The following is a 25,940-nucleotide window of genomic DNA, read 5'->3' as shown; positions in this document are numbered from 1 at the left end:
TGTCGGAGTTGTTCCGCCGGTCCACCACCCGGCCCTCCGCCGACAGCAGCCACGCCTCGATCTCCGTGGCGTCCAGCCGCACCTGCTCCCGGTCCGGGGTCTCGCGCGCGCCGAGGCTGCCCGCACCCGCTTCCGGGCGGCCCCAGTTCAGTCCGGGGACCCGGACGCCCAGCCGGTTGGAGAAGCGGCGCGCACGCTTCGGGGCGATCCAGCCCAGCCGGTCGAGCACCCCCGGCTTGCGCAGCACATAGGCGCCCAGCTCACCCAGGGTGCGGGCCTGCCCGGCCGCTTCGGCCTCCCCGAGGAGAGCCACCAGCGCCCGCTTCGTCGAGTCGTCCACCACCGCGTCCGGGGGCAGTTGCAGCACCCGGCGTGCGAGGTCCGCCGGGCTGGACGGCGACTTGCCGTACATCCGGGGGTCGGTGCGGTCCAGCGCCGCCAGCTTTCGCTCCGCCTCCTCGGCGGAGACCGTGGCCACCCGGATCAGCGCCTGGTCCCGTCGGTCGCCGTCGGCCAGCACCGGCGGGACGGCCCCCTGCTCCGCGCCGCCGTCGCGTACGGTCACGACCGCCGCCACCCGCTGCCGGACCCGCGCGGGCGACCACTCCGGCCGGCGTGCGGCCAGTTCCCGCTCCAGCGCCCCGGTGAACGCGGTGTGCACCGCCTCCGCCCGCTCTGCCGCCCGGTTCGGCACGGACCGGCTCCGCGACGCGCGCGAACCGCTGCCGTAGCCGGTGATCTCCACGTCCAGGTGGTGGGCCGGGTCGAGCGCCGCCACTCGACGCGCCAGTTGGCCGATCGACGCCTCCTGCTCCCGGGTCAGCCGCGCGGAGGAGGGCGCGAAGGGCAGCAGGGTCAGCGCCGCCGGCGGGGCCGGGCGGGGAGCCGGACGGGACACCGCGGCCTCGGCTGCCGGATGCGGGGCCGCGGCCTCGGTGACGGGTACGGGCCCCGCCACGGGCGCCATCGGAATCGCGCGGACACCGGCAGTCGGCAGGGAGGGCCGCGCGGGGGCGGTTCCCTCCTCACCCGGCAGCGGCGCGTGCGGCGGCACCGGGTCCGGCACCGCGCGCGGGGCGGCCACGGGGTAGGCGGGATCGACGGGCTGGTACTCCGTCCACATGTCGTCCGTGTACGGGGCGTCCAGGCTGAGCATCGAGGTGGCGTCCGCGCCGGCCTCGGCCAACCCGATTCGCGCCTTGGTGGCCCACACGCGTCGGCCGAGGTGCTGGGCGAGGCTTGCCGCCAGCCAGGGAGCCCGGTCCTCCAGCCCCGGGATGTCCAGCACCACGTCGACGGTCAGCGAGGCGCCTCCCACAGCGGGGTCCTGCGCACCGGTCAGGGCGGGGTCCAGGGCGAGCAGCGCCATGAACTCACCGTGGGTCACCCGCCGGGTACCGTCCTGGCCGGTGAGGAGCAGATGGTCCCGTTCGGCCGGGTCCGCCTTCGCGCGCACCACGTAGGGCACCGGGCGGGGCGCGCCGAGCCGGCTCCGGCCCAGCCACGGGGCGGGGCGCCGGCCCTCGCGCGTCCCGATCTGCCGGAGATCCAGCGTCGGTTGCGGCACCTCTCCGGTGAAGTCGCGTCCCGCCCCCCGGTGGTCGTCGCGGCCCACGGTCGACAGCGCGGTGGCAAGGCTCAGCAGGTCCTGACGCTTGAGCGCGTACGCGACGGCGATGTCTGAGTCGGCCGCGTCGTGGCCTTCGGCGAACGCCTGAGTGAGGAGCGTGCGCACCCGGGCCCGGTCCCGGTCGTCGACATCGGCGGCCGCCTCCATGCCGAGTATCCGCCGGGTGAGCACCGCCTCGTCCACGCCCGGCCGCCGCAGCAGTTCGTGCGTCCTGACCCGCGCCCAGAACATCCGGGCGGTCTGCGCCGGCCCGCCCAGAGGCGTCCGCAGCACCCTCGTGACCAGGTCGTGCCAGCCGCCGGGCCATCCTTCGGTCCGCAGCCACTGGAGGGCATCCTCCACCGCGGGCATCGCCACGAAGCGGGTCAGCGGAGTGTTCGGCACCACGAGCCGAGCAGCACGCAGCACCGCGCGGTAGCCGGCCTGATCCACACCCCGGCGGCCCTCGGGATGCGCGGCGACCACGTGCCGGAAGGTGTCCAGCATGAACGGGCCCAGGCGGGCGGCCCGCTGGTCCTTCGACCACATCCGCTCCAGAGCCGAGATCCCACGCAGCAGATCCAGGAAGTCCTTCTCGTCCTGCACGTCCCGGCCGAAGGTGAACTTCAGCGCGCGGAGCAGGACCAGCACCTCCTCGCGGACCGCGGGCGTCGCCGGCTCCCCGGCGTCCAGCCGCCCGAGCATCCGGGCCCAGGACTCGACCCGGCTCGCCTCCGGCTCCGGGCGGTCGATCCGCCAGCGGGGGCGCCGTCCCCGGGCGTCGGTCAACAGCAGACGCTGCCGCCTGCCCTGCGACCCGGAGATCCCCTCGGCCGAACGCACGAACTTCTGCGTCTTGTTGGCCGCCCGCTGTGCCACGGAAAGATCCCGCAGCGGATCGGCGACGAACGGAACGGCCGCGCTCGTCCCTTCGTAGCGTCCCGCCCGCGTGCTCGATCCGCTGCTGTCCGGGGCGACACCCGACCAGCAGCGGTCGAGGCTGATCCATGCCCTCTTGAGCAGACCCTCCAGACGGCCAAGCCACTCGTCGAGCTCCCGCCCGCCCACGTTGCGGAAGCCGCCGTCCAGCATCGCCAGCGACACCTGGCCGGGCAGGCCGTGTCCGGCCAGATGGTCCGCGCCCTCCGGAGCGGCACCGTCCGGGACCGGCAGCTCATACTCGGCCGAGAACGTGCCCGTCGCGGGGTTGTAGTACGAGAACGCCGTGCCGCGGCTCCGGGAGCGGACGTTCTCCTCCTTCGAGCCGGCCAGTTCACCCGACGAGAAGGTCGTGACACCGATCTCGCGGCCGTCGGCGACGACGGGCCGCTCGTCGGCCTGCAAGTACCAATCCGGCGCGGCCTCGTCCAGCGGTGTGTCGGGCCCGAGGGAGATCCAGTCGCCCTGGGGCTGCCCCGCACGGTGGACCACCTGGATGACGCCCGTGGCAGCGTCCAGCTCCACCTCGCCGCTGTGGGCCCACACCGTGCGGCCGGTGCGGTGCGCGAGCAGCCGCATCAGCATCCGGTTGTGACGGGTTCCGTAGGACAGCGCAAGAACGATCGGAGCGCGCGGGTCCACACCTTCGTGCTCCAGGTCCCGTGCGAGATGCTCGACGGTCTCCTCGATGCTCCACTCACGAGAGGACCCGTCCGGGTGGCGCATGCGTACCGTGCCCGACAACCGGCCGGCCGCCAGCACATAGCTCTGCTGGGGCCCCGTCCAGGGGGCAGCCCGGAGAGAGGCGGCGTCGACGTTGCGTCCGTCGGCGTCCCGCCGCTGGACGGCGACCGACGAACCGGCCCTCTCCACCGGCCCGGCGACCGCGCCGTTCAGACCGAATGTCCGGCGACCGCCCTCGACGAAATGATCCGGACGGTTGTCGGCGAGGACACCCAGCCGCTCCAGCACACCGGGCCGGCTCAGGTGGAAGACCGCCACCTCGCCCATGGTCCTCGCCCGGCCTGCCGCCCGGGCCTGGCCCACCAGCGCGTACAGCGCGTCGCGGATCCCGTCGTCCACAGGGCGGTCCGGAGCCAGATGGAGGATCCGGCGTGCCTGCTCGTCCGCGCTCAGCCGCTCCCCACCGAACCTGGCCTGCTCCCGTTCCGCCAGTTCGGTCAGCGTGCTCGTCCCCGCGAAGCTCTCGGGCCTGATCATCGCTCCGGCGTCATCGGAGCCCGGGCCGCCGTACCAGGTGTTGGGCTCGGCCCGGACGGGGAAGTCCGCCGCGGTCAGGGGAGCGTGGCCCGGCGGGCGATTCTGCTGCAGGGCGGTCAGCTCCGCCTCCAGCACGGACAGGAACGCGGCCTTGACGGCCGCCGCGCGCCGCTTGGCGAGCGGCCTCCGGCTGAGACCCCCCAGTCCGTTGCTGTAGCCGGTGATCTCGATCGGCGAGGGTGCCACACCCAGCTTCCAGTGCGCCCAGCCGACCCGCGCCGTCTGCCGCGCGTAGTTCTCGACCTCTTCGCGCTCATCGGCCTGGAGATCGGCGGAAGCGGTCCGGAAACGCAGGGTCGGCAGGTAACGCGGCAGCCGCGGGGTCGGGTCGGCGGACGGCGCCGGGGTGGGAGCTGCCGGTGCGGTGGCGGGCGCGGTGAAGACCGGGCCGCTGGCCGTGCCCACCGGCATCATCTCGGGAGCCACCGGGACGGTCGCGGGGAACGCAGCATCCCCAGGCGCCCGCTCAGTGCTTCTGCCGCCGGCCGCTCCGTCCTGCTCGTCGGCCTCGGCGTCCGGCTCGCTCTCCGTGTCCGTGCCGGAGGACGGGTCGGAAACGGAGTCGAAGACAGAGCTGACCTCGCTGTCCCTGTCCGACACACGGTCCGAGTCGTATCCGGCTTCCGCGTCGGTCCCGTTGCCCGCGTCGTCCCCGCCGGCGAGGTCGAGGCCGGTGGCCTGGCGCAGGCCCGGCTCCTGGGCACGTGCCCCCGCCGCTGCCGGGGCGGCGGGACGGGCCGGGCTCTCCTCACCGGGCAGCGGCGCGTGCGGCGGCACCGGGTCCGGCAGGGAACGCGGGGACTCCACCGGCTCGGCCGGGTCCTGCGGCACGCTCTCGGTCCAGGCGTCGGGGGACGTGCCGGAGGCGGCGCCCCGGTCCGGCACGCCGAGTATCGAGCTGCCGTCCCGGCCGCCCTCGTGCAGCGAGGTCGGCAGGCCGGTCGCCCACACGTGCCGGCCGAGCCGCTGGGCGAGGAGCCCCGCCAGTTCGGGGGCTCGCCGGTTCAGCTCCGGGATGTCCAGCACGACGTCGACGCGCAGGGAGGACCGCCCGGGGAGATCGTCCCGGATGCTCTGCAGGACCGTGTCCTCGGCGAGCAGTTCGACGAACTCCCGCTGCGTCACCCGCCAGGTGCGGCCCCCGGCGGCGAGCACGAGGTGGGCCTGGTCGGCCGGATCCAGCTCGGCCCGGATCAGATAGGGGTCAGGGCGCTGGCTCTCGACGCCCTCGGTCAGCCACGGCGCGTCCGACTCCTGACCGCCGGTGCGGAGGGTGTTGAGGTCCACCGGGCCGGTCGACCGGCCGGAGAAGTCCCGTGCCCGCCTCGCCGTGCCGGTGAGGCCGAGCGTGGTGGAGGAGGTGGCACGGCCCAGCAGCCCGGAGCGCTGGAGGTGGTATGCCGCGGCGACATCGGGGGCGGCCGCGTCGCGTCCCTCGGCGAACGCCCGGGTCAGCGTCCGGCCCAGCTCCTTCAGCCGCGCCGCGTCCACGGGCTCGGCGGGGTCCAGGTGGAGCACCCGGCGGGCCAGCGCCGCCTGGTCGGTGCCGTCCCGGCCCAGTACCTCCTCGGCCTTGACCCGCGCCCAGAACGCTCCCAGCACCTGGACCGGCGCGGGCTTCTCCAGCCGCTTGCCCAGCAGTTCGCTGACCGCGGCGGCTGCGTCCCTGTCGTCCAGCCACCGCAGAGCGGCCTCCACCGACGGCATCGTGACGAACTCGGTGAGCCCGATACCCCGCCGGGCCCCGGCGGCGGCGGCCAGTGCGTCGCGGTAGCCGGCCTGGTCCACACCCTGCCTGCCGGCCGGGTGTGCGGCGACCGCCCGCCGGAAGGCATCGTGCGTGAAGAGCCCCGCCTCGCTCAGCCTCGGGTCGCCGCGCCACATCTGCTCCAGCGCCGCCGCCCCCCGGAGCAGGTCGAAGAAGCCCTCCGTGTCCTCCACGTCCCGGCCGAACGTCAGCTTCAGCGCCCGCACCAGGACCAGCACGCGGCCCTGCGCGTGCTCGCGCCGGATGTCGGTGTCGACGGGCATGCCCAGCTCGGCCGCCCACCGGGCCAGGTCATCGGCCGACGGCTCCGGGCGGAAGAGTTCCCACCGGGTACGCCTGCCCTGTGCGTCCGTGCGCAGGCCGTGCACCGGCTTGCCGTCCGGGCTCTGGCTTGCCACACGGACTCGTTCGCTGGCCCGCACCCACAGCCGGGACCTGTTGGCCGCCCGCTGTCCCGGGGAGATCTCCCGGAGCGGATCGGGGACGAAGGGCGCGCCCTGGGAGTGTTCCAGCCCGCGGGTGCGTCCGGGCGTGCTGCCCTGCCAGCAGCGCGCGATGCTGATCCAGCTGCCCTTGAACGAACGTGCCAGATGGTCGATCCACTGGTCCTGTTCCGCTTCGCTGAGCCGCCGCGAGCTGCCGTCCAGCAGTCGGACGCTCAGCGTGCCGTCGGCGCTGCCGTGCCCGAAGTCGTGGAGGGCCCCGGCTTCCGTCTCGCCCGGGGGCGTGGGCAGCGCGCCCTCCGGGGAAACGGAGCCGGTCGCCGGGTTGTGGTGCGCGAATGCGGTTGCCGTGTGCATCGTGCGGCTGAACCGCTCCCGCCGGGACGTGTCCCCGGTGTTGAAGCTCATGCTGCCCGTCGGCCGGTGGGAGGTCTCGCTGACCGCGGTCCGGGTGTCGACCGCCCAGAGCCAGTCGGCCATCTCCTCGTCGACCGGCATATCGGGGTCGATGCGTATCCAGCTGCCCTCGGGCCGCCCTTCCTGGTGGGTGACCTCGATCAAGCCCGTTCCGGTGTCGAAGGCGGTCTCACCGTTGTGCGACCACACCGTGCGGCCCGTGCGTCGGGCGATCATGCGCAGCAGCAGCTCGTGATGGAAGTGCGCGGGCAGCGCGGACACCACGATCGGGGCGTCCTGGTACCGGCCCTCCTGCGCCAGCCGCTCCAGGTCCTGGCCCACCAGTTCGGTGACTTCCTCGAAGGTGGCCGGACGCTCCCAGCCTGCCAGCGGCATCATCAGGTGGCCGGACTGCCCGTCGTCCACCAGCGCGTAGGCGTCGCCCGACCAGGGGGCGTCTTCGAAGGAGACGACCTCGGGACCGTGCGCGGCGGCGGTCGAGTCACCGTACTGCGACGGGTTCAGCTCGGCCTGCTCGTCCCGCGTCCAGTTCAGGCCCGGAACCCGGACCCCGTCGCTGGTGAAGTGGCGGGCGCGCTGCGGCGCGAGGACGCCCAGCCGGTCCACCACACCGGGCTGCCGGAGGTGGAAGGCCGCCAGCTGCCCCAGGGTCTTCGCCCGGCCCGCCGCCTCGGCCTGGGCCACCAGGGCGTACAGCGCGCTGAGCGCCGCGTCGTCCACCTTCGTGTCCGGGTGCAGGTGCAGGATCCACGAGGCCTGCTCCTGGGGGCTCAACGTCTCCCCGCCGAACCGGCGCACGTCGCGCGCGTCCAGGGCGGCGAGCGTCTCCTTCGCCTTCTTGTTGGGCGGGCTGACGAGGTGGACGGCGGTCTGCCACCGCGGGTCGGCCGCCTGTGCCGGGTCCGCGGGCGCCTCGTCGGCGAGGACCGTGAGTGTGAAGTGGTCGGCCGTCAGCGGGGGCAGCCCGTCGGGGAGTTGCTCCGTCCGGGCGGCCAGCTCCCGCCGCAGCTCTTCGCGGAGGGCCGCCGCCACCGCGTCGGCCCGCTGCCGTCCGGCCTCCGGGATCCGCCCGTCGCCGTCCTGCGGCAGTCCGTTGCCGCGGCCGACGATTCGCACCTCGTCGGGCCGCACACCGAACTTCCAGCGCGGCAGCGCCCCGGCGACGGACTTGCGGGCCAGCTTCCGGACCGACTCGCGCTCGTCCTCGGACAGTTCGAGGGCACCGCCCCGGAACGGCAGCAGTGTCGCCGAGCGCGGCGTGGCCGGGGCGCGCCGGGCCGCCGCCGGCCGCGGCTCAGAGCCGGTGGCGGGTGCGGTGAACACCGGACCGGCGCTCGTCGCCACCGAGGAGCCGGGCAGCAGTGCCGGGGCGGACGCGCCGGGCACCGGCCGGCCGATGCCGGGCACCGGACGCGGTCCGGCCGCGGTGCCCTCGGCGGGCAGCGGCGCGTGCTCCGGCAGGGGGTCCGGTACGGAGCGCGGTGCCGGCGCCGTCTGGTCCGACCAGCGGGGGGTGCTCCGGTTCCAGGTCAAGGGTGCGTCCGGGGTGTCGGCCGCGGGCAGCAGTTCGAGCACGGCGGTGCCGTCCCGGCCGATCGCGGAGACCCCGGAGTCCTGCGCCGTGGAGTGGACATGCCGTCCGAGCCGCTGCGCGGCGGCGTCGGCAAGTCCGGGGGCGCGCCGGTCCAGTTCCGGGATGTCGAGCACGACACCGGTGCTCAGCTCTTCGGCCTGCAAGGCGGCGTCGGCGGCGAGGAGTTCGAGGAACTCGGCGTGGGTCGCGCGCCAGGTCGCTCCGTCCACGGTGAGCAGCAGGAAGTCCGCGTCGGCCGGGTCCAGCTCGGCCCGCACCAGGTAGGGCGCGGGCTTGTCGTTGCCGTGCCGGTCCTTGTCCCCGGCCCAGGGGGCGGCCTTCCTGCCGTCCGCCCCGGCGGTCTCGGTCAGGTCCACCACCGACCGGTCTGCGTCGCCCGTGAAGTCCCTGCCCTGCCCGGTCGCACCGTCGAGGTAGCGGGTGCTCAGCCGCGTGGAGTCGCCCAGCACGCCGCTCTCTTCGAGGTGGAAGGCGGCGGCCACTGCCGGGTCGGAGGCGTCACGGCCCTCGGCGAAGGCCCGGGTCAGCAACCGGCGGGCCGCCTCCTGCCGCACGTCGTCGAGCGGCTCGGCCGGGTCCAGATGCAGCAGCCTCCGCATGAGGGCGGGTTCGCCGGAGCCGGCGCGGGCCAGCAGTTCGTGCGCCTCGACCCGCGCCCAGAACATCCAGGAGACCAGCCGCCGGCCCGAGAGCCGGGTGCGCGGCGCCTCGGCGGCCGGCCCCGCCGTGCCGGTCCGGCCGAGCCAGGCGAGCGCCGCCTGCAGCGCAGGTGTCGGCACCGTCGGCAGGAAGTCGGTCAGCGTGGTGTCCCCGGCCTCCCGGGCGGCGTCCAGCACCGCCCGGTAGCCGGCCTGATCGACTCCGCTCCGGCCCGCCGGGTGTGCCGCGACCATCCGCTGGAACGCCCCCAGCGTGAACGGACCGGCGGCGCTCAGCCTCGGGTCGGTCCGCCACATCCCCTCCAGGGCCGCGGCGCCCGCCAGCATTTCCGGGAAGCCCTCGGTGTCCTGCACGTCCCGGCCGAAGGTCAGCTTCAACGCCCGCAGCAGGAGCAGGGTCCGGCTCAACACGGCCGGATCGACCGCGCCGTCTCCGGTGTGCAGTCCGGCCTCCCGCGCCCACTGCTCCAGCCTCTTCGCCGGGGGTTCCGGACGGAGCAGTTCCACCCGGGGGAGCCGCCCCTGGGCATCGGTGTCCTGGGTGTGCACGAGACGGCCGTCGTCGAGCTCGCCGACGCGGTGCGTCCGTTCGAAGGAGCGGACCCACATCTGAGCCTCGTTGGCCATCGCCTGGCCCTCGGACACGTCCCGCAGGGGGTCGACGACGTACGGCGGGGGCGCGGCGTGCGCCAAGTTCGGTGCCCGCCGCGAGACATCGGGCGCCGTGGTGTACCAGCAGCGCGTGAGACTGAGCCACTTGCCCTGGAACTGACTCGCCAGGCGGGCGGCCCAAGCCCTCCGCTGCTCCGCCGTGAGGACGAACCCGCTGCCGTCGAACCGGCGCATCTCCGTGAGGCCCGGCCCACCGTGTCCGAAGTCCTGAATGGCGTCGCTCTCCGACATGCCGGGAGGTACCGGCAGCGCGTGCTCCGCGGACAGCGCCCCCGTGGCGGGGTTCAGATACACGAACGTCTTCTGCTGATCCAGCGTCCGGCTGAACCGCTCGCGGACCTTGACCAGTTCGCCGGACCGGAAGTGCATCGCCCCGGTCCGCCGTCCGGTCTTCTCGCTGACGACCGTGCGGACATCGGCACCCCAGAGCCAGTCCGGCACGTTCTCGTCGAGCGGCAGACCCGGCTCCACGGCCACCCACGTGCCGACCGGCTGCCCCTTGCGGTGCACCACCTCGATACGTCCGGAGCTGCTCACGCGGGGTGTCTCGCCGCTGTACGACCACACCGTGCGGCCGGTGCGGTTGGCGATCATCCGCAGCAGGAGCTCGTTGTAGCGGTTCGCGAAGGGGACGAGGAGCACCACCGGGTCGTTCGTGCCCAGCCCCGCCTGGGCCACCTCCCGGGCCGCGACCTCGACGGCCTCCTCGATGCTCAGCTCCCAGAACGCCTCGCTCGGCAGCCGCATCACCACCTGGCCGGGGAGCCCCTGACCGGCGATCACGAGAGGGATGCCCTGCCAGGGGACGCTGCTGCCTGCCGGACCGGCTCCCGGGGTGTCGAGCCGGGAGGTGTCGAGCTTCGCGACCGGGCGGTCCGTCCAGTTCAGCCCCGGCACCGGCCCGCCGTCGCCGGTGAACCGGCGCGTCCGGGAGGGGTCGGTCACTCCCAACCGGTCCAGCACCGTGGGCTGCTGGAGGTGGAAGGCCGCGAGCTGCCCGAAGGTCGTCAGCCGCGCGTTGCGCTCGGCCCGCTCCATCAGCACGGCCAGCGCTGCCCGTTCGGTGTCGCCGACCGCGGTCCTGGAGGACAGGTGCAGCACCTTGCGCACCTGGTCGTCCGGGCGCGGCTTCGGCCTGCCGAACCGCTGCACATCGTGGTCGGCCAGCTTGTCGAGCCGCCGCACCGCCCTGTCGGCCGACGGACTGGGGACCTGGATGGTGGTCGGCCGCTGCCGGCCCGCCCGCGGGGAACCGTCGTCCAGACTCATGGAGAAGGAGAAGTCGCCCAGGGTGAGCGCCTGCCGTCCCGGCGGAAGGCTCCGCTGGAGCGCGGCCAGTTGCCCGCGCAGCTCCTCGCGGAAGACGGCCGCCACCGCCCGTGCCCGCAGCTCCGCGATCCGCTCGGACTGCGAGCTGTCCCGTTCCGCTGCGGGATGGCCGTCGGCGAACGCGACGATCTTGACCCGCGGGGGGCCGACCCCCAGCCGCCAGTGCGACTCCGACTCGACCGCGAACTTCCGGGCCATCTCCTCGACAGCGGTCCGCTCGTCGGCGGACAGCTTGACGCGGCCGCCGGAGAACGGGACCGCCGTCTCCCGGCGCGACGCGGGCGCCGCCGCGGTGACGGGCGCGGCCTGTACCGGAACCGTGGCGGGTGGGGCGTTGGTCGGCAGCACGAACGAGTTGCGAGTACTGACAGGAGGCAGGTTCGGGCGAGGCGGGTCGCCCTCGTCCGGAGTCGTCTTCCGCCACGTCACCGGGGCGGCGGTCGCTCCGTCGCGCTCGGGGAAGACCGCGACGGTGTAGACCTTCTTCTCCGGGTCGAAGTACAGCCCGACCGGCCCGTCGGAGGTCCAGTTCGACTTGCCCGTGTTGCGGGCGAACTCCCCCGGCAGACTTCCCAGCACCGGATCGTGCGGGGTGCCGTCGGGGAGGGCGTGCGCGAACGCCGCGATCACCGGGGTGTTCTCGAGCCGCTTCAGCAGCTCCGGGTCCCGGCCCGCAAGGTGGGCCAGCTCCTCGTACGGCGCGGTGCCGTCCTCCGCTGTGTAGACGACCGGCGGCGGGATGTCCTGCTGCCCTTGCTGTTCCCTCTCCACCTGCCAGGGAGCCTTGTACGTGCCGCCGGGCACCAGGGACTTCCCGTCCGCGCTGCTCTTCAGGAGCGTGACGACGGTCGGGTCGAACGTTCCGGAAGGCTCGGGACCCGAGGCGCCGACGCGGAGCCGGCGGCCCCAGAACCGCCCCGCCTCATCGGTCAGCAGAGTGTGCGGGGACAGCGCTCCGCGCTGCTCCAGGTCGAAGGAGGCCAGCGCGTCGAAGTCCCGCTCGTCGCGCCCGGCGGCCACGGCACGGCGCACTGTGTCGACGGCTCGCGCGTACTGCGTCGCATCCGGAGCCGGCAGGTGCAGCACGTCGGCCGCGAAGGCCGCGTGGTCCGGATGCCTGCCGAGGAGACGTCGGGTCGTGTGCTGCGCCCACAGCGCGTCGTGCCAGTCCGCCTCGTCCAGCGCCTCGTCGGGGGCGAGACCCAGCGTGTCGCGGACCCGCGCCTCCGCCTCCGGCCGGGGCCCGCGGTGCAGCCACTGCTGGGCGTCGTCCAGTTTCTGAAGCTCCAGCCAGGCGGTGAGCGCCTCACGCCGGCCGTCTTCCCACCTGCTCGCCGCGTCCCGCAGCAGCCGCTGGTACGCGTCGCGAGGGCCGGAGGGGGGCGCGGCCGCTTGGTTGTGCCGGCGCTGGAGAGACCTGTGTTCCGCTGCGAGGGACTCCAACAGCTCCCTGGTGAAGCGGCGGGTGCCGGGGCGGTCCAGCGACGGGTCGGCCCTCCGCATCCGCTCCAGCGCGCCCATCCCGCCGAGCAGCCGCCGGAATTCGGGGTGCCCCGGCTCGGGGTGGTCGGGGCGGCCCTCCACGAAGGGGCCGAAGACCAGACGCAGCGCGTGCACCAGCCGCAGGGTCTGCTCCCGGACCTGCGGGGAGGCCGGGCCGGGGCCGTCGTGCAGGTGCGCCGTGCGCGCGTAGTCGTCCAGCGTGCGGCCGTCCGGCTCCGGCGCGGCGACGTCCCAGCCCACGTCGTTGCCCCGCTCGTCCGTGTAGACGACGGGCACGGGTTCGTTCGTGCTGCCCAGCGACGTGATCCTGAGCTTCTGCACGGCCGCCATCTTGTTCCCGGCCGCGTAGACGATCATCCCGGTGTCGGTGGCGGAGAGCTGCGCCACGGTCCTGGGCGCCAGCGCGTCGAACCTGGCCCGCCGCGCGCCCTGGACCGACGGGGACTCCGGCGTGTGTCCCCGGCCCAGCCCTCTGGCCCGGGAGCCGTAGCAGTTCATCAGCACGAGCGGCGTGCGCGGCGGCAACCCGGCCTGCTGGACCATGGAGGCGATCCGGCGTGCCGACTCCGCCTCGTCGGCCTGCTCGTACCCGCCCTCGCGGGTGGCCCAGAAGGTGACGCCCGGCTTGCCGTGCATGATCGCGAAGAACGGCTGGGAGAACCCGGCACTGCGGTACGGCAGCTTCCGCAGGATCGGACGCATGGCCCGGCCGAGGAGCCGGACGAGGTACGAGGACGCCTCGCCGAGCCGGCTGTAGACCTCGGTGCGCTGCCAGGCGTGGTCCCGCCCGGCTGCGACGGGCAGGGAGACGAAGCCGTTCACGCGGCCGCCCGCGTCGGCGAGCGGGAAGGCGGTCCACGTCCGGTCCCGGTCGAACGCCCGGCCGCCGCGCTGCGCGACCGCGGCCGCCGCGGTCTCCGGGTCCCGCATCAGCCAGCTCGGATAGGTACCGACGCCCTCAGGGGCCCGCAGCACGGGAGCGCGACGGCCGGCGAGACCGGGGATCGGCTCCCAGGCGAACAGGCCGTTGGTGGCGTGCACTTCCCGCTGCTGCGCCGCCGCGAGCCCGTCCGTCAGGTCGAGGTCGTGCGCGGCGCCCTCGGACATCGCCAGCAGGTAGGGCAGGTGCTTCGGGACGTCCTCGCCGTCCCGCATCGGATCCAGGCCCTGCAGCGCGAGGAACACCTCGGGCGGCACGGCCCGGCCGCGTATCCGGAGCGCCGCCGGCTCACCGGTGAGCTCCGACGCGTTGTCGGCGGCCAGCACGTAGGCGTCGGAGCCCCATGGGCTGAGCGTGACGCCCTGGAGGGTTGCCTGCCCCCGGGCGCCCAGCACCTGCACCGCGGTCTGTCTCAGGTCGGCGTCCTTCGAGCGGCCCCCCGCGGTCCAGTCCCAGCCCCGGGGTCGGTTGCGGCTGTCGGTGCGGAGGAACTGCGGCTCGAACGCGCCCTCCCGGTACAGCCGGACCGCGGACAGCTCCGCGAGGCTCTTCGCGTCCCGGGCCAGGGGGTCCCGGACGAGTTGGAGCAACTGCCGTTGCGCAGCCGGGGTCACCTGCTCGTCGGGCCGCAGCAGCAGTACCCGGCGGGTCAGCACGTCCAGGTCGAGGTCCCCGCTGCTCAGCTCCCGGTCCGCCGAGCGGAGCGTGTCCAGCCGCTTGAGCAGCGAGACGGCACCGGCCGGGACCTCGCTGCCCTCGAATGCGGGGGTGAGCAGCGCGCGGTGGTCCGGTGCGGCGGTGCCCGTTGCCGCGACGGGCACGGTCACCGGGGCCCGACGCGGCCCGGTGGCGGGCTCCGGGCCGGAGCCGGGCGGGGGCGCGTTGGTCGGCCACACGGGCCGCCGCCCGGCGGCAGAGGGCACGGCACGGCGCGGCCCGGACGCGGGTGCGGCGGCGGGCCCACTGCCCGGCTCGGAGTCGGACCCGGAGTCCGCTTCCGAGCCGGAGTCAGAGCCGGACTCCGCGCCGGAGTCGGCCTCTTCCTCGGAGCTGGACTCGTACTCGGAGCTGGAAATGGACTCCGAGCCGGAGGTGGACTCGGCGTCGGAGTCGTCGGAGTCCGCCGCGGCGCCCGGCTCCTGCACCGGTCGCGCCGGGATGTGCGCCGCGGTCCCCGAGACGTTCGCCGCAATCGACGTCGTGGGGCCCCGCCCCGATGCCGGGCCGACGACCACGGGCCGGGTCCACGGGCCGGACGGGTCGTAGAGGTCCGGCTCGGAGTCGGAGTCGGAATCCGTCTCCGAGTCCGGCTCGGCGTCGGAGTCCGCCGTCTCCCCCGTCCAGCGCTTCGGCAGGCCCAGTGCGTCGCGCCGCAGCGTGTCGGCGAGTTCGGCGGCCGCCGCCAGGTCCGGCCTGGTCTGGTTCAGCAGGTGCTCGGCGACCAGCCGGACCGCGGCCCGGAAATCGGACCCGGCGTAGCGGGAGTCGGCGCTTACGTCGTGCAGCTCCAGCGGCAGCACCAGGGAGACGGCGGCGGTCCAGGCGCGGTCGATGTCCGTCTGCGTGACATTGCCGGAAGCGGTCTCCGCGAGCCGTTCGTCCGCGAACTCCTGCCGCGCCGCGTCCCACAGCCTGCGGGCCGTGTTGGCCGCCGCCGTGTTCAGCGCCTCGGGCCAGGTACCGGGGCGCAGCATCCGCAGCTGTGCCTGCGGCAGCGGTGCGAAGCCGCTGAGGAGGACACGGTCGCCACCGTTCAGGTCCCGTTCCAGCCGCTGGCTGACGGACAGTTCGACGCCCGCCGCGTCCACGTCCGCCTGTTCGACGGTCTCCTGTGGCGCGGCCGGGGGCAGCCCGGCGGGCAGGTCGGCGCCGGTCAGCTCGCGGGCCAGCCATTCGCGGTGCGCCGGGTCCCTCGGCACCAGGGGGTCGCGAGCCGGGCGGCCGGGACCGGCGCCGATGCCGGTGGCGGCGTCGCCGGTGTCCGGTCCGTCGTCGGAGGAGCGGGCCGCGACCAGGTCGGCCGGGGGGACGCCCAGGTCCAGCAGGCGCGCCTCGGCGCTCTCCACGTCCGCACGGGCCCGGGCCACCTCGGTCCAGGCCGCCGCCGTCGTCGCCTCGTCGGTACCGGCCCGGGTCGCCGACTCGGCAGCCGCGACGGCTTCCCGGAGGACGGCAAGCATCCGCTGGTGCCCGCTCCACACGGCGTCGAGCACGGGATCGGGCGCGGGCTGCGGGGGAAGCGTGTCGGGCAGCGACGCGGTGTCCGGCAGGGACGCCGTGTCCGGCAACGACGCGGTATCGGGCAGCGACCCCGTGTCCTGGGGCGGCAGGGTGTCCGGCAGCGATTCGGTGTCCGAAGCCGGCTCGGTGGGCGTCCCCATGGCCGTCTCGGCCGCTTCCTCTTCCTCAGCCGCTTCCTCTTCCGCGGTCAGCGGCCGGATCCGCGGCTCCGGCAGGCGTGGCGGCGCACCCTCCTCCGGGAGGATGTCCTGCCACGGGGCCTGCTGCGCCTCCGACTGCCCCGGCTCCGGATAGAGCGCGACCGTGTAGCGCCCGGTGACCTCGCTGCGGTACAGCCCGACCCGCCCCGCGGTGAACCACGCCGGCCGGTCCGCGCCGCTCGCCAGCAGGCCCGGGCCGCTCCCGCGGACCTCGGCACCGGGCGTCAGTGCGTGCGGCATGACCACGACCACGTCGACGTCCCAACCCGGCCTGCGCAGCTCCGGGTCGCGGGAGAGCAGATGGGCGAGCTGCTCGGCGGGGACGGTGGCGCCGTCCTCGCCCAGCGCCGCGGGGTCGACGACGTAGACGAAGGGCGCGGGCCGGTCCGGCTGATACCAGCGGGCGCGCACCCGACCGCCGGGGACGTACTCGCCGGTCTCGGGGTCCTGCTCCAGCAACGTGACCCAGCGGGGGTCGAAGTCACCCGGCGGGTGGGGGCCGCCGGTGAGGAACCTGCCCCAGGACGGCCTCGTGGCGGGGCGCGGCAGCGGGGCGGGCATCAGCCACGGGGGCGGCTGCAACGGCGGGGGCTGCTGCTGGGGCTGCGCGGGTGGCGGGTCCTGGTCGGGTTCGGCCGCGCGCAGCAGCGTGTCCGGTGCCAGCGCACCTCCCGTCTCCAGACCGTGCGCGGCCAGCGCATGGATGTCCCCGGGGTTCCGGCCGGCGGCCAGCGCCCTGCGCACCGCGTCGACGGCCTCCCGGAAGCGCGTCGCGTCCGGGCCGGCAAGGCGGAGCATGTGCTGGGCGATCTCGCCCCTGCCGAAGCGGCGCCGCAGGGCCCCGACGGTCCGGACGGTGCTGATCTCCAGCCAGAGCGCCCGGGACCGCTCCGTGTCGCCCACGGGCTCGGTCGGCAGCATCCCCAGGCTGTCCCTGATCCTGGCATCCAGGTCGGGGACGGAGGCCATCCGCGCCAGCATCCCGGTGACGCGCGGCAGCGGCAGGAAGCCGGACAGCCGGGGCGGGGTCGCCCCGCGGCGGACGGCCCAGGCCCGGGAGGCGTCCGCCAGCAGCCGTTCGTAGCCGCGGCGGTCGAATCGCGGTGCCGGCGAGGCGCCGGTACGCGGGTGCCTGCCGCGGTGGTGCGCCCGTCCGAGGGCGGCGAACAGCTCGGCGGTGAACCGGCCGGCGCCCGGCAGTCCCGGCGGATCGAACGCGGGGTCGGCCTCCCGCATCCGCTCCAGGGCGCCGATGCCGTCCAGCAGTTGCGGGAAGTCGGGGCGGCGCTCCACGAAGACGCCGAGGGCCAGCCGCAGCGCGGACACGAGCCGCAGGGTCCGGGCCCGCGCCTCCTCGCTCGCCCTGCCGGGACCGAGGTGCAGATGGGCGCGCCGCGCGTACGCGTCCAGCACCGCCCCGGTGGGTGCGGGCTGGAAGATGCGGATGCCCGACCGGCGCCGGTCGCGGTCCCGCCCTTCCTGGAACTGGACGAGCACCGGAGCGTCGGAGTCGATCTGCGGCCACACGTCGCGCGCACGGCCCGCGCTGGTCACGTCCTCGATGTAGTACAGCGTCCGGCCCGCGTCGTTCGCGGCGAACTGGCCGACGTGCCAGGGCGTGAGCATGTCGACCCGGGCGGGCGGACGACCGAGGGCCGGCAGGTCCTCCGGCTGACGGTCGTAGCTCCCCGGCCGGCTCTGGTGGGCGGACAGTACGACGATGGGATGCGCCGGCGGCAGTCCGGAGAGCGCCACCTGATGCGCGATCCGACGCCCGGACTCCCGGGCTGCGAACCGTTCCGTCCCCTCACCCGGGGTGAGCCAGGCGGTGGAGTCCGGGACGCTGCGCAGGTCCACGAGGACGGGCCGGCGCGGCGGATCGGCCGACCACGGGACCAGGCTGACCAGATCGCGTCCGGGGCGCCCGCCGACCGGGCGGACGACGCGCAGCGCGATGTGCGCGAAGCGGCCGGGGAGGAAGCCGGTGTCGGTGTGCGGGGACCGGGAGACGAAGCCCCAGAACCGGTGGTCGGCGCCGATGACCGGCCGGGCGATCACGTCCCGGTTCCAGTCGGCCGGAGCGCCGGCCCGCAGCCGGTCGGCGGCGTACACCGTGGCCGGATCCCGCAGCAGCCAGCGCGCCCGGACCTCACCGTGCTGATGGCGCAGGGTGAGCACCCGAGCCGCGCCCTCGGAAGGAGTCGTCCAGCGCGGCGCTCCGTCGGTGGACCACGCCGCCCGGCCGTACCGGCGCACCAGCCCGTCCTGGACGTCTAGTTGCCGGGTGGCGGTTTCGTGTCCCGGCAGCAGGAAGGGCACCCGGCGCGGGACCGTGGGCAGCACCGGGTCGAAGGCCAGGAGTTCGACGAGCACGTCGACGGGTACTCGCGGCAGGGTCCCCCAGGGGCCCGTCATGGAGACGTGGCCCGTACCGCTGCCGCCCACCCCGACGACATAGCCGCCGGTTCCCCACGGGGCCGACTCGACCCGTTCGGAGACCGGCTCGCCCGCCCTGTCCCGCACCTCGGTCGCCGTCCGGCTCAGATCGGCGTCGGCCGGCACGCGCCAGGGGGTCCACTCCCAACCGCGGTGGCGGCCCCGGGCGTCGAGTGACCGCGCGTTGTCGTCGAACGCGCCCCGCCGCACCAGATGGACGGCGGAGAGCACGGCGAGGCCGCGCGCGCCCTGGGAGCGGGAGTCCCGGGCCACGCGCAGCAGTTCGTGCTGGTGCGCGGGCGCCACCGTCGCGTCCGCTCCCAGCATGAGCACATGCCGGGCCAGCGCCGCCAGGTCGAGTGTCCCGCCCCGCAGCTCCGGCACCTGCTCGCGCAGCCGGTCCAGCGCGGCCAGCGCCGTGTACGCCGCATCCGGATAGTCCGCGCGGCCCCTCGGCGGCCCGGCCATCGCCCGGAGGGCCTCGGCGTAGACCTGCCGCTGCGTGCCGGTCAACCGGGGTGCGGTACTGGTCGGCTGCGGTGCGGGAGCGGTCGGCCGGACCTGCCGGGAGCCGGACGGCGCCCCGGTGGCGGTCCCGTTGGAGGCAGCAGCGGCTCCGTCGGAGGCCGCGGCGACCGGACGCGTGACCACCCGGCGGGTGGGCGCCCCGCCTGCGGCCCCCGTACGCGACGGCCCGGCGTTGGTCGCCGGAGGGGCGGTCCGCGGAGCGGACGAGGAAGCCGGGAGGGAGCGGCCCGACATCGAGTCGCCGAAGTCCGCCGTGGCCTGCCGCCAGGTGCCGGTCGGGGCCGCGTCCTCTCCGTCGGCCGGGAAGACGGCCAGGGTGTGGACGCCGCGTGCCTGGTCGAAGTACCGCCCGGCGGGGTTCGTCGAGCCCCACCACGTCTTGCCGGTGTTGCGGGCGAGCTCCGGGAGGGCGCCGAGCGGCAGCGTGGTGATCACCGGCGTGTCCTCGGGACGCTTCCGCAGCGCGGGGTCGCGGTAGGCGAGGTCGGCGAGCGTCCCCGGCGGAGGCACGCTGCCGCGCCTGGCGCCGTACACGAAGGGGGGAGGGCAGGCCGTCCCGTCCGGCCGCTGCGCCGCCCAGGGGGAACTCTCCGTGGCGTACGGCTCGAACCCGCCGGCCCCGTCCCGCTTCCGCCTCATCAGCGTGACCACGGTGCGGTCGAAATCGGCGGCAGGGTCGTTCTGGACACCGAACGTCCTCGCCCATGCGGCGCCGCTGCTGTCCTTCGACAGCGTGGCGTCCGACAGGGCACCCGCCCGCTCCAGGCCGTGCGAGGCCAACTGCGCGATGCTCCCGGGGTTCCGGCCGGCGGCCACCGCCCGGCGCACCGCGGCGGTGGCCTCGTCGAAGCGCTCGGGCGCGGGACGGGGCAGCAGCAGGACGTGCTGTGCGAACACCCCCCGGTCCTGGACCCGGGCCAGCAGCTGGTCGGTCCTGATCCGCGCCCACAACGTGCGGGACCGATCGTCTTCCGTGACCTCGGCGGCGGTGCCCAGGCCCAGGGTGTCCCGGACCACGGCGTCGGAGTCGCGCTGTGCCGAGGTGAGGTGCGGCAGCGGCAGCCAGCCCGACAGCGGCAGCCCCCGGGCCGTGGACCACACCCGCGCCGCGTCCGCCAGCAGCAGGGCGTACCCGTCCGCGAGCGAACCCCGGGAGACGCCGGGACCCCGCAGCCGGTGGTGCGCCCGCGCGAGCTCCTCGAACAGCTCGACGGTGAACCGGAGCGCGCCCGGCTGGTTCAGCGCCGGGTCCCGGCTGCGCATCAGCTCCAGTGCCCCGATGCCGCTCAACAGCTCCGGGTAGTCCTTCCGGTCCTCCACCCTGGCACCGAAGACCAGGCGCAGCGCCCGCACCAGCCGCAGCGTGCGCTCCCGCACCTCCTCGGGGGCGGGCCCGGCATCCTGGTGCAGTCCGACCGCCCGTGCCACGGCGTCCAGCGCGGCGCCCTTCGGTTCGGGGCGGAAGACCATCCACTCCGCCGCCGGCTCCCGTTCGTCCGTGTAGAGCGAGAGCACCGGCTCCTCGGACCGGGACCCCGGACGGAGCCTGCGCATCTCCACGACAGCGTTCGAGTAGGGCGTGGCGTACACCGTGCGGCCCGTCTCGTTCGCCACGAGCTGGCCGTAGGCCACGTCGGCGAGCGGGTCGGCGCCGTCCGGCCTGCCGCCGGTCACCGTCGGGTTCGGCAGCGCTCCCCGCGAGGCGGACAGCCCGCCGTAGCAGTTCAGCAGGACCAGCGGATGATCCAGTGGCAGATCGGCCAGCGCCGCCTGGAGCGCGACGCCCCGTGCGGACTGCTCCCCCGCCACGCGGACCTGCCCGGACGGCGTGTGCCAGAAGGCGAATCCCGCTCCCCCGTGGTTGTTCCCGAAGAGCGGCGGCGGTGTCCCGTCCTTGATCCAGGGCAGCTCGTGCAGGGTGGCGCCGCCCGCGTTCCGCCCCGGACGGTGGCGGTAGTAGCCCCTGGCCTCCCCGAGCCGGCTGTAGAGATGGGTGCGTCCGGCGCGCAGGGCCTCCGCCGTGTCGAGTTCCATCGAGATGTAGCCGAAGTAGCGGTGGTCCTCGCCGACGAGGGGGAAGGCGATCTCGCGGCGGCTCCAGTCCACATCGGCCCGGCCCGGCCTGGCGGCTCGTGCCGTCTGCGGATCCCGCACCAGCCAGCGGGAGCGGATCTGCTCGCGCAGGCCGGACAGCACGAACGCGCGGCGCGGCGGCACCCCGGGGTCCGTGAGGCTCAGCGCGCCGGTGGGTGCCCAGACCCGCCGGCCGTGCCGCATGGCGAGCCCGTCCGGGAGGTGGACGTTCCATCCGGCGACATCCGGCGCCGCCAGCAGGAAGGAGGCGCGGGCCGGCAGTTTCCGGTGTCCCTCGTCCAGCTCCGTCAGTTCGACGAACACCTCGTGCGGCACCGCACGCTCGAAGTCACCCCGTCCGCGGAGCCACACGTGCGTCTGATCGCTGCCGGCGGTCGCGTACACATACGGCGTGGGCTCCCCGCTCCAGGGGCTCTCCCGCAGCAGCGTGCGCTGCGCGGCCGGGTCGCGTACCGAACCGGTCAGCGTCCCCGACCTGCTCAGGTCCAGGTCGGCGGGCAGCCCGGTCCAGTCCCAGCCCTGGGGACCGGTCTCGGTGCCGCGGCGGAACCGGGGATCGAACACGCCCTGCCGCACCAGGTGCACCGCGGACAGGACCTCCAGGTTCCGCGCGTTGCGTGCGATCGGGTCGGCCACGGTCAGCAGCAGTTCGTGCGCCTCGGCCGCCGAGACGGGTGCGTCCGGCTCCAGCAGCAGCACCCAGCGGGCCAGTGCCTTCGGATCGAGCGGGCCGGAGCGCAGCGCGGGCACCTGGGAGCGGAGCCGCTCCAGCACCGCCAGCGCCGCCCGCGCCTGGGGCGAGAAGTTCTGTCCCGGTGGCGGCGTGCCGTACAGCGCCGCGAGGATCGTCTCGTGGTGCTGGGCGACATTCCGCGGCAGCGGCTGGGGAGCAGGCGCGGAATCCTGCGCGGGCACAGCGGTGGATGCGGCAGCCGGGGCCTGCCGGGAGCCGCGGCGCGACACGCGCCGGGGGTCGCGGGAGGACCTCCGCCCGGCCTCGCTCGCGGGCGCGTTCGTCCTGCCCAGCGACGGGATGACGGGTTCGGCTTCCGTCGTGCTGTCCACGGGGCGCGCGAACACCCGCTGCGGCGCTGCCGCGGGAGTCCGACCCCGGGCGGTGTCCACTGCGCGGGCCGCCTCGTTGGCCGGCGGCGCGGGCAGCTCACGCGGCGCGACCCGCCGGATGACGGTGGGAGCGGGGCTCGGGGATTCCGACTCCGCGAAGACCGGCGCCGCGGTCTCCGGGACCGGACGCGCCAGGTTGGCGGGGGCATTGCCGCCGCCCGGCGGCGTACCGGCGGGAGTCGCGGGCCTGCTGGGCGAGGAGGCGGGACGGTCGGCGTGCTCGGGGTAGATGGGGGCCCAGGAGTCCTTGTGGGGCGCCTGCCCGGTCGTGCTCGGGTACACGGCGATGGTGCGCACGCCGGTCGTCGGATCGGTCCACACCCCGGTCGGCAGCTCGGATCCCCAGACGGGCTTGCCCGTGTTGCGGGCTATCGCACCCGGTCCGTCGGCCCAGGGGTCGGAGCCGGGCGGTATGGCCTCCTTCCCGGCAAGGACCACCGGGGAGCCGTACTCCCGCTGCCGCAGCTCCGGGTCGTGGTAGGCGAGTGCGCCGAGTACGTCGTCCAACGGCTGGTCGTCGGCCAGGTCGTAGAAGAAGGCGGGATCGGTGTCGCCACCGGACCAGGGGGCGGCTTCGGTGTCGAAGGCCTCCAGCGTCCTGCCGTCGGGCCCCAGGCGCAGGAGCGTGACGGTGGTGGGGTCGAAGGGGCCGGAGCCCTGGGCCTGGCGTCCGAAGGACCTGCCCCACGGCATGTCGTATTCGTCCGTGTTCAGAGTCGCCGGGTCGAGCTCGCCCCTCCACTCCCGGTGGAAGGCGATCAGGTCGTCCATGTCGCGGGGGTCGCGGCCGGCTGCCAGCGCGTCGCGCACCACCAGCTTCGCCTCCGCGACCCGCCTCGGGTCCGGGCCGGGCAGCTGCAGCAACTTCGCGGCGAACTCCCCCTCGTCCTGGATCGACCGGAGGAACTCGGCGGTCCTGGCCTGGGCCCACGCGGTCCGCGACCACTCCGCCTCGCCCACCGGCCCGGCGTCGTCGGGCAGGTCCAGAACCTCCCTGACCCCGCCTTCCGGATCCGGAACGGACGACAGCACATCCAGTGCGTCGGTCAGATCGCGCAGCGGAAGCCACCGGGTCAGCGCCCCCTGCCGTCCCTTGTCCCACTGGTTCGCCGACGCCTTCAGCAGCCGGGTGTACTCGGCGACGGTGGCGCCCGCGGCTTCCGGGCCGATCCCTGCATGCTCGCGCACCAGGGCGTCGAACAGCTCCATGGTGAACCGCTTCGCGCCGGGGCGGTTCAGCGCCGGATCTGCCTGCCGCCGGGCCTCCAGCGCCCCGATACCGCTCACCAGCTTGCGGTAGTCCCCACGGCTCGCCACATCCGGACCGAAGACGAGCCGCAGCGCCCGCTCCAACCGCAGCGCCCGCTCCCGCACCTCGGCCGGCGCACGGCCCCGGCCGTCGTGGAGGTGCGCCCACCGCGCGATCCGGTCCAGCTCGCGGCCTGTCGGCTCCGGCAGGAAGAGCGTCCACTCCGCCCCGTCGCTGCGCTCGTCCGAGTACACGCGGATGAACAGCTCGGCGGGATGCCGATTGGCCACCAGATCCGGGGCGTTGCTGAGGGCGTTGGAGTAGTTGGTCGTGTAGACGGCCCGTTCCGCCTCGTTCGCCGCGTACTGCCCGACGGCCGGGTCGGTGAGCGGATCTGCGCCGGCGGGCCGCCGCAGCCGGTCGGCCGGGCTCGGACGACCACCGCGCACCGGAGGATTCGGCGTCGTCCAACGGTCGCGGCCTCCGGGCATCGCTCCGAAGCAGGACAGCAGGACGACGGGGTGCTTGCGCGACAGACCGGACTCTGCGACCTGGTGCGCGACCCGGCGCCCCGACTCGGGCCCGTCGACGATCTCGACGCCGTTGTGCGTGAACCAGGCACTCCATCCGGCGCCGCCGTGGAAGTTCGCGTAGAGCGGGCGGGGCTGCTGCTCCTCGACCCACGGCAGGAGGCGTGCGACATACGGCTTCTGACGGCCGGTGCGGAAAGGGATGTACGACGTGACCCTGGTGAGCCAGCTGTAGTGCCGACTGCGTGCGGCCCCCTCGTCGGACTCCGCCTGGAGGTCCATGGAGATGAAGGCGTTGAGGCGGTGGTCCGCGTCGGCCAGCGGGAAGGCGATCTCCCTCCGGCTCCAGTCGATCGCGCCTCCGTGCGGCAGCGCCGCGGCGGCCCGCACCACGGCCGGCTGCCGCCGCAGCCACTGCCCGTGGAAGCCCTTCCCCCTCTGGATCTGCCGTACGAACACATGCCGGTTCGGGTCGCCGGTCGTCGCAGCCCAGCGCGCGAGGCCGGTGGGAGCCCACACATCCCGGTCGTGACGGAGCGCCAGGGCGTCCTGGAGATGGCGGTTCCAGGCGCTGATGTCGGACATCGCCAACAGGACGGGCACGTCCCGGCCCACCGTGGGCAGTGCGGTGTCGAACTCCATCAGCTCGAAGAACACCTCGGAGGGCACGAGCTGCGAGAAGCCCTCCTGTCCGCGCACCACGACGCCCGCCTGGTCGGACTCGGCGGTCAGCAGATACGGCTCAGGTCCCCGGCTCCAGGGCGCGGGGCCGTCGTCGGCGAAACTGGTCGGCCCACCGTCGGGATCGACCACCTCCAGCGCCGTTCTGGTCACATCGGCGCTGACCGGCACGCGCGGCCTGTTCCAGTCCCAGCCCCGCGGCCTGCCGCCGGGGCCCCACCGCCGGAACCGGTCGTGCAGCACCCCGTGCCGGACCAGGTGCACCGCGGACAGACCCGCCAGGGTCCCCACCCGCTCCGCCCGCGGGTCCGCCGCCACGCGCAGCAGCGCGTCCAGTTCGACCGTGGTGACCGGTGCGTCGGCGCTCAGCATCAGCACCCGTTCGGCGAGCGAGGCCAGGTCCAGCCAACCGTCCCGCAGCTCCGGCACCTTGGCGCGCAGCCGCTCCAGCCGGGCCAGCGCCGCACGTGATCCGGCCGGGTAGGACTGCCCGGCGGGCAGCGGGCCGTAGAGCCCCCGCAGCAGCACCTCGTGGTGCTCGGCGACACCCCGCGGCATCGGCGCGGGCCCGAACCCGGGCGCGGCCGGGGTGGCCGGTGCGGTGCCGGGCACGGCCGGTGGCCCCTGGCGGGAGCCCCGGCGCGGCATCCGCTGCCGGGTACCGCGAGGGGCCTCCGGCCCGGCACCGCGCGTGGGCATGTTCCGCCCGTCCGGCGGCAGCAGTGACGGCCTGCCGTCCGCCGAGCCGTCCACCGGGCGTGCGAAGACCCTCGGGCGGGGCGGCGCACCGGCCGCGTTCGGCGGTTGCAGGGCCGAGGTGTTCACCAGGCTCGGCACCGGGGACGACACGGACGACGCCGGAGCGCCCTGCGCGGTGACGCCCTTGCCGGGAGCGGCCTTGTGCCAGGTGCCCGGTACCGCCTGCTGCGCTCCGGGCTGCGGGTACACCGCGAGGGTGAAGACCTTGCGCTTGTCGTCGTACCAGAGCCGGGTCGGGTGGGCGGACCCCCAGAACGTCTTGCCGGTGTGGTCCGCGAGGAGCCCGAGGTCGGCGGCGGGTACGAGTGTGGAGACCACCGGGGACAGTTCGGCGCGCAGGCGCAGTTCCGGGTCGCGGTAGGCCAGGTCGGCGAGCTGCGCGGACGGGACGCCGCCGCGCCCGGCGTACACGAAGGGGCTCTGGCCGCCTTCCTCGTGCCAGGGAGCTGCCTCGGTGCCGAATGCCTGGAACCCGGTGCCGTCGGCCTTCCGCTCCAACAGCGTGACCGTACCGGCGTCGAAGCCGCCGGGGCGGAACTCCCGCTGGTTGAAGAGCCTGCCCCACTGCCGGCCGTCGCGATCCTTCCGGAGCGTGGCGCCGGACAGCGCGCCCGCCCGCTCCAGCCGGTGGGAGGCCAGCTCGTGGATATTCCTCGGGTCACGCCCGGCGGCCAGCGCCTTGCGCAGCCCCGCGACCGCCTCGGCGAAGCGGTTCGCATCGGGCTCCGGCAGTCCCAGCATGCGCTGGGCGAAGCTCGCCCGGTTGGCCGTCCGCTGCCCCGGGTCCTGCGCGAACATCCCCGCGGCCGGGAGCAGCTGCTCGGTTCTGACCTGGGCCCACAGGGTCCGCGACCACTCGCGTTCCCCGACCGGCGCCTCGAGATCGGAGTCGGACTCCGCGTCCGAGTCCGAGTCGAGGTCGGAATCGGAGTCGTCGTCGGAT

Annotated in this window: 1 protein-coding gene (cut by a window edge); it reads right to left on the bottom strand. The window is 74.9% G+C overall.

What is annotated here, in order from left to right; translation table 11 throughout:
* Positions 1 to 25,940: part of a lonely Cys domain-containing protein coding region (locus A949_RS33435; protein WP_037706402.1), annotated on the bottom strand (this coding region is incomplete at both ends). The annotated region continues 15,244 nt past the right edge of the window; the window shows 25,940 of its 41,184 annotated nt.

The sequence above is a fragment of the Streptomyces sp. AA1529 genome, assembly GCF_000280905.1.
Lineage (GTDB): Bacteria > Actinomycetota > Actinomycetes > Streptomycetales > Streptomycetaceae > Streptomyces.
This window is presented reverse-complemented; position numbering and strand designations above follow the sequence as displayed.